Below are 2,115 nucleotides of genomic sequence, written 5' to 3'. Positions count from 1 at the left end.
ACCTGCTCCCGCGCGGGCGAGCGTCACCCCGCCCAGCACATCCTCGCCCACGGTGAATGCGCTCTCGGCTTCGAACTCCACATCGTCACCGGATTCCCGAAACAACCACGGAATCCGCCGCCCGCTGCTGGGCAGGTCGAACTGGATGCATTCCAGCGTCGCCAGCTCGGCGAGTGTTCGAGGTGGCGGCCTGCGTTCGAGATAAGCCGGAGAGGCGATTACTACAAGCGCCGCGTCTTCGAGGTGGCGCACGATCATGGTGGAGTCCGCCTGCGCTCGCACACGAATGGCGAGGTCGAACGGGTCGTCGGCGAAGGCGATGTTGCGATTGCTTATGTGCAGGTCGAGCAGGACATCCGGGTGCTCGCGATGAAACGCGGGCAAGAGCGGGAGTAAGCGGTAGTGCGCGTAGGTCGTGGGTACGCTGATACGCAGGCGACCGGCTGCGCGTCCCTGCTGGCCCGTCGCCATCTGCTCGGCCTCGGCGAACTGGGCGAGTGCCTGGCGGCTTTGGTCGAGGTAAACGCGTCCCGCCTCGGTCAGGCGGATGTTTCGGGTCGTACGGACGAACAGGCGAACGCCGAGTCGTGCCTCCAGGCGGGCCACCGAGCGGCTCACCGCCGCCGGTGTGACCCCGGCCGCTGTGGCAGCGGCGGTAAAGCCCCCCAGCTCGCCGGCCAGGCAGAACAGTTCGATGCTGCCCAGCATCAGGTCGTCGAACTGCCTCTGCATGACGTTACACCGTGTAATGAGTCTTGTGTCCCGGATCTTATTTATCCCTGTCTGCCGTAGCAATAGATTGTGTTCCAGCCCGGCGCCGCCTGGCCCCGGAACACACAATCAGGAGTTCAATCCTCATGAGCACGAACAAGACAGCCATCGTCACCGGTGCCTCCAGTGGCCTTGGATTCGCCATCGCCAAGGCTTTCCTTGACCTCGGTTACAACGTCGTCGGTAACGGCCGCACCCAGGAGCGCCTCGACACGGCAGCGGCTGAACTCGGCAACCCGGACCGGTTCCTCGGCGTGGCGGGTGACATCAGCCTGCCGGAAACCGCCGAGCGCCTGCTCGATCACGCGCTGGAAGCCTTTGGCCAGGTCGATGTGCTGGTGAACAACGCCGGCATTTTCGTCGCGCGGGATTTCATCGACTTCACCGCGGCGGAAATCGACGCGGTGATCGACACCAACCTGCRTGGCTTCATCTATCCCACCCAGGTCGTCGCTCGCCACATGGTCTCTCGCAACCAGGGCAGCATCGTCAACGTGACGGCATCGGTAGGTATGCAGCCGGATCGTAATGTCCCGGGCACGATGGCTGTGTTGACCAAGGGTGGGTTGAACGCCGTGACACGTGGACTTTCGATCGAGCTTTCGCGCCATAACGTGCGCGTCAATGCCGTGGCGCCGGGCGTCATCGACACCCCGATGCACTCACCCGAGACACACGACTTCCTCAGTGGCCTGAATCCTGCCGGTCGCCTGGGTACGCCGGAAGAAATCGCCGAGGCCGTGGTTTACCTCGCGCAGGCTTCCTTCATCAATGGTGTGGTCCTGCCGGTCGACGGCGGCGGCACCGCCGGTCGCTGGTAATCGCCAACATGCCCTACGTCAATGTTCGTATCACCAAAGAAGGCAATACGCCTGAGCAGAAAGCCCAGGTCATTGCCGAGATCACCGAGACTCTCGAGCGCGTCCTTGGCAAACCACCGGAGGTGACCTTCGTGGTCATCRACGAGGTGCCGATGGAGGATTGGGGCTACAAGGGATTGCCCACGTCGAAGCTGCGGCCGCCGAATCCTGGCCCGGTCTGATAACCGACACCCAAAGCCGCTGACGAAACTCAGCGGCTTTTTTGGTTCTTCGCGGAATGCCAGGGCGCCGAAGGGGTCGGTTCACTCGCGTTGCGAGTGCGTGTTTTTAGCGGCTCGCGCGCCGCCGATTGCGTGAAGGGGTTAGGCGCAGAGCCTTCGGTGCCCACCCTCGCTGCTCAGACACGTCCTCCGCGTTTCGTAGCGGAAAGGCCGCTGCGCGGCCGTGTACTTATTTGGCCTACGGCCGCTCCACTTGTGCGGAACTCGCCTCGAGGGTGGGCACCGAAGACTCTCCCCATCCC

At 63.5% G+C, this 2,115-nt stretch carries 3 protein-coding genes; 2 read left to right on the top strand and 1 reads right to left on the bottom strand.

From position 1 onward, the window contains the following. On the bottom strand, window positions 1-732 hold a 732-nt coding region (locus AC1DT2_RS21600; protein ID WP_477298640.1), incomplete at its 3' end, for a substrate binding domain-containing protein. Between the two features lie 125 nt (window positions 733-857). Between AC1DT2_RS21600 and AC1DT2_RS21595 the strand changes: the two genes are divergently transcribed. Further along, window positions 858-1,592, top strand: coding sequence for an SDR family NAD(P)-dependent oxidoreductase (locus tag AC1DT2_RS21595; protein WP_477298638.1), 735 nt, complete (start codon window positions 858-860; stop codon window positions 1,590-1,592). Window positions 1,593-1,600: 8 nt separating this feature from the next. Further along, window positions 1,601-1,813 carry a tautomerase family protein gene (locus tag AC1DT2_RS21590; protein ID WP_477298636.1) on the top strand — a complete coding sequence of 71 codons (213 nt, stop codon included), beginning with the start codon at window positions 1,601-1,603 and terminating at the stop codon, window positions 1,811-1,813. Window positions 1,814-2,115: the final 302 nt, after the last annotated feature.

This window comes from Luteibacter sp. P4_E6, from assembly GCF_056401535.1.
This window is presented reverse-complemented; position numbering and strand designations above follow the sequence as displayed.